The following is a 3,511-nucleotide window of genomic DNA, read 5'->3' as shown; positions in this document are numbered from 1 at the left end:
TACGCCGTCCAGTCGCCGTCGTCCACCGCCACCGCGTACTCGGTGATCAGGCCGTCGACGGCGAGCCGGTCCATCACGGTCGCGAGCTCCACACGCTGGGTCATCGGTTCAGTCTTGGGGCAGGGGGCGCGACACGCCAAGGGGCGTGCGGTGACGACATACGACCGGCCGATATTCGGTGGCTTGCGGAGCCAGTGGTGATCGAATCTTGCTCCCGTGAAGGAAAGCGAGCGAGAACGAACAGAAGACATGACCGAGCCCCGATTCCGGGTCCGGGCCCGCCACACGGCGGACACGATCACCGTGTACCAGGCCTACCGGCCCGGGATCGGCGGCCCGGCCGCCCGCGACGGCCGCTTCCCGGCCGAGTGGAAGCGGGACCGGATGACGTGGATCAAGCCCTCGTTCCTCTGGATGATGTACCGCTGCGGATGGGGTCTGAAGGAGGGCCAGGAGACGGTGCTCGCCGTCGAGATCCGCCGTGAGGGCTTCGAGTGGGCGCTGCGCCACTCCTGCCTGTCGCACTACGTCCCGGAGCTGCACGAGAGCCAGGCCGCCTGGCAGCGGGAGCTGCGCCGGTCGCCCACCCGGGTGCAGTGGGACCCCGAGCGCGGTCTCCGGCTGAACCCGCTGCCGTACCGCTCGTTGCAGCTGGGCCTGGCGGGCGAGGCGGCGGCCCGGTACGCCGACGAGTGGATCGTCGGGATCGAGGACGTGACCCCGCTCGCCCGGCAGGTGCACGACCTCGTCCGGGCGGGCGAGCTGGAACGGGCGGCGGAGCTGCTGCCCGAGGAGCGGCCGTACCCGCTCGACGACACGATGCCGACGCATCTGCGCGGCTGAGCCGGCCGGACTGGTCGGACGGGTCGTGCGGGCCGTAGGTGTCAGCGGTGGTGGCGGCCGAGGAGGACGCAGACCGCGTTCTCCTGGATCGTGCGCAGCCGCGCCAGCAGGGCGGGGTCCGTCGTCCTGTTCACCTGTGTCGTGATCGAGAAGGTGATCGACTTCCGTCCGTCGGGCGTCGCGGCCATCAGCTGTGTGTAGCCGGGGAAGTTCCCGGTGTGCCCCAGGACGACCCCGCAGCGGGTGCTGTAGCGGAAGATGGCCAGGCCCGCCGCGTTGCGGCCGGGGCCGGCCGGTTCGGAGGCGCCCTCGATCCAGCGGCGCTGCTCCTCGCGTACGGCCGGGGACGTCAGTTCACCGGCGGCGTAGGCGCGGATGAACCGCGTGAGGTCGCGCGGGGTGGAGACGATGCCGCCCGACGCCCACACCCCGGAGGCGCTGAGCAGCTCGCTGACGTCCTCCGGCGGTCCGGGCGGGCGCACGTCGTACCCGTGCATGTACGGCTCCGGAAGCTCGTAGCCCAGGGGGAGGCTGGTGTCGCGCAGGCCGAGCGGCCGGTTGACGAGGCGGTGCAGCAGATCCTCGTACGTCCGCTGGGTGGCCGACTCCGCCATGAGGGCCACAGCGATGTTGTCCGAGTTGGAGTACTGGTACCGGGAGCCCGGGCGGAAGCGCAGCGGTTCGTCGGCGACGAAGTCCAGCAGCCGTCGCGGGTCGAAGGTGCGGCGCGGGTCCGCGGCGAGCAGTTCCAGGAACTCCGGGTCCTCGGTGTAGTCGGGCAGCCCGCTGGTGTGGTTCAGCAGCTGCCGGAGGGTCACCTTGCGCCAGGCGCGGGGGAGTCGCGGGAGCCGGCGGCCGATCGTGTCGTCGAGGCCGAGGGCGCCCTGCTGCACCAGGCGGAGGGCGACGGCACCGCTGAACGCCTTGGCCGTACTGGCGATCCGCATGTGGTCGGTGGGCTGGATCGGGCGGTCGGTCGCCAGGTCGGCGACACCGGCCCGCAGTACCCGGGTCCGCTGCTCGCGCTGGAGGACGACGATGACGCCGGGAGGCCCTCCTGGAGCGTGGACCAGTTGTTCGAGCTGGCGGCGCAGGGCGCGCTCGTCCCCGCTGCCGGGAGCGGCACCCGCCGCCGGAGCGGCGAGGAGGCCGCCGAGACAGGACGAGCCGAGCAGGGCGACGAGCGCCAGACGGACACGGGCGCGAGGACGGGGGCGGGGGGTGAGCGGCATGGTGGTCCCGGGGAGCATAGGGGGGCGGGCCCCCTCAGCATGGGCAGGACCGGCGGCCGTGCGCTCGTGAGCTTGCTCTGTCCGGCGGATCGGTGGGCCCCGGTCCCCTTCCGGGGCCCACCGGGGGCGCGTCAGTGCCGGGCGAACTGGACCCGGGTCGGCTGCACGGTGTTGGGCCGCAGCGCGATCCCGTCGAGGGTCAGCTGTTCCCCGTAGATGTCGGTGATCCTGATCGCGCCGCCGCAGCCGGCGCCGCGCTCGGAGAGGAAGTAGTTGTACCCGGTGCGGGCCAGCGCGGTCCAGCCGCTGCCGGTGCGCACCTCCAGCCGGGCCAGCGGGTTGCGGTGGCCGATGGCCTGGATGCCGCACCAGTACCGGCTGGAGCCGGTCTTGTACCGGATGGAGAGCGTGTCGGAGGAGCCGGGGCTCACCAGGCTCCAGGTGATCGGTATCTGGCCGCGCGACGGATCGGCGAGCTTGGCGAAGGCCTGGGTGGAGAGGTCGAGCTGGCCGGGCTTGCAGGGGGCCGGGCACTCGTTGGTGATCCGGACCGTGACGGAGGCACTGCCCGACCGGACCAGTACGTACGCCCCGCACGCCCTGGACGTCTCGTAGTCGGTGGTGTTCATCGCGGCGATCATCATGTCGGCGCTCGGGCCGAACGAGCAGGCGCCGTCGCCGTTCCCGGCGTCGTAGAGGGTGGCGATCCCTTGGTAGGTGGTCCTGGGGCGGATGCGTCCCGCCAGGGTCGCGGTGCCGGACCCCGGCCTACGGGCGCTCGTGACCTTGGGCTTCGGGGACTTCGCGGTCGAGGTCGGCGACGGGCTGGGGGACGCGCTCGTCGAGGCCGACGGGCTCGGGGACGGCGACGGCGAGGAGGTACGCCCGGTCGGAGTCGGCCGTTCGCGCGCCGGTGCGTCGGCGGCGGCGGTGGTGGTGACCTTCCTGGCCTCCTCGCCCTCGGCCCCGCGGCCGGAGCCGAACGCCATGACGAGGGACGCGACGAGTGCGACGGCCGCCACGGCGACGGCGGAGACGAGGGCGGTGCGTCGGCCGGGCCGGGAGGAGCGGCGCGGTGAGCGGTGTGAACGGGATGCCACGGATGAGTCCTTGCCTGGCTCGGGCGAACGGATGGTGCGTGTGGGGCTCCTGTGGGGGGAGCGCACACCTCATCAGTGGCCGCCGGGCGCGGAAAGGTTGCCGTCACTTTCGCATCAGGTCGGTGAACCGGGTGGGGGAACGAGCGAAAGCGGCGTATGCCCTGGTGGCCGACCGGTGTTCATAGGATGATCGATCATCGGGCGGGAGAAGCGGAGATGCGGAGCCGCCGGGGTACAGGGAGGTCGTTATGTCACGTACGGTCACGGTGGTCACGGGGGGAAGCCGGGGCATCGGCGCCGCGACCTGTCTGCGGCTCGCGGCGCCGATGCCCCGGC

General features: G+C 72.5%; 3 protein-coding genes and 1 pseudogene. 1 reads left to right on the top strand and 3 read right to left on the bottom strand.

The annotated features are described in order from the left end of the window. Positions 1–140: pseudogene (locus tag AOK23_RS50530) on the bottom strand (nuclear transport factor 2 family protein); the annotation flags it as partial. Between the two features lie 109 nt (positions 141–249). On the opposite strand from AOK23_RS50530, the gene AOK23_RS31065 reads away from it, so the two are divergent. Further along, positions 250–843 carry a DUF4291 domain-containing protein gene (locus AOK23_RS31065; protein WP_055715900.1) on the top strand — a complete coding sequence of 198 codons (594 nt, stop codon included), beginning with the start codon at positions 250–252 and terminating at the stop codon, positions 841–843. A 41-nt stretch (positions 844–884) separates the two neighbouring features. Here AOK23_RS31065 and AOK23_RS31060 read toward each other — a convergent pair whose 3' ends face one another. Further along, complete coding sequence (locus AOK23_RS31060; protein ID WP_055715901.1) at positions 885–2,075, bottom strand: serine hydrolase domain-containing protein; 1,191 nt, start codon at positions 2,073–2,075, stop codon at positions 885–887. 131 nt (positions 2,076–2,206) lie between these two features. Beyond that, the gene (locus AOK23_RS31055; protein ID WP_055715899.1) at positions 2,207–3,175 is read right to left on the bottom strand and encodes an expansin EXLX1 family cellulose-binding protein; all 969 of its coding nucleotides are present in this window, start codon (positions 3,173–3,175) and stop codon (positions 2,207–2,209) included. Positions 3,176–3,511 lie beyond the last annotated feature (336 nt).

Source organism: Streptomyces torulosus (genome assembly GCF_001419765.1).
Classification (GTDB): domain Bacteria; phylum Actinomycetota; class Actinomycetes; order Streptomycetales; family Streptomycetaceae; genus Streptomyces; species Streptomyces torulosus.
Note: the sequence above shows the minus strand (reverse complement) of the source record. Positions and strands in the feature narration are given on the sequence as shown.

Bases quoted from the DNA above. Each gene is read 5' to 3' on its own strand.
- AOK23_RS31065 (WP_055715900.1), top strand. From the start codon at position 250: ATGACCGAGCCCCGATTCCGGGTCCGGGCCCGCCACACGGCGGACACG.
- AOK23_RS31060 (WP_055715901.1), bottom strand. From the start codon at position 2,075: ATGCCGCTCACCCCCCGCCCCCGTCCTCGCGCCCGTGTCCGTCTGGCG.